This is a genomic window from Neisseria sp. P0008.S002, from assembly GCF_051962805.1.
Classification (GTDB): domain Bacteria; phylum Pseudomonadota; class Gammaproteobacteria; order Burkholderiales; family Neisseriaceae; genus Neisseria; species Neisseria perflava.
In genome coordinates this window covers 32,577-33,057 of the sequence record NZ_JBQCUY010000010.1, presented here as the reverse complement: position 1 = coordinate 33,057, position 481 = coordinate 32,577, and the positions used below count along the sequence as shown (strand labels likewise).

1 protein-coding gene is annotated in these 481 nt (G+C 50.5%); it reads left to right on the top strand.

Translation table 11 applies throughout. The annotated features are described in order from the left end of the window. The coding region (locus tag ACTHSA_RS10350) for a collagen-flanked surface repeat-containing protein (protein WP_440378889.1) at positions 1–481 on the top strand (481 nt) is incomplete at both ends.

Sequence of the window (481 nt, the reverse complement as noted above, 5' to 3'; positions counted from 1 at the left end):
CCAAAGGCGATACCGGCGCAACTGGTGCAACCGGTGCTGACGGTAAGAACGCTGAAGCCGATGTTAAAGACAACGGCGACGGTACTCATACTGTAACCATCAAAGACGGTAACGGTAACACCACTACTACCATCGTTAAAGACGGTGCAACTGGTGCTAAAGGTGACACTGGTGCCGACGGTAAGAACGCTGAAGCCGACGTTAAAGACAACGGCAACGGTACTCACACTGTAACCATCAAAGACGGTAACGGTAACACCACTACTACCATCGTTAAAGACGGTGCAACTGGTGCGAAAGGTGACACTGGTGCAGACGGTAAGAATGCACAAGCCAATGTTAAAGACAACGGCAACGGCACTCACACTGTAACCATCACCGATGGTGACGGTAACACCACTACCACCATCGTTAAAGACGGTGCAACTGGTGCGAAAGGTGACACTGGTGCAGACGGTAAGAATGCACAAGCCAATGTTAA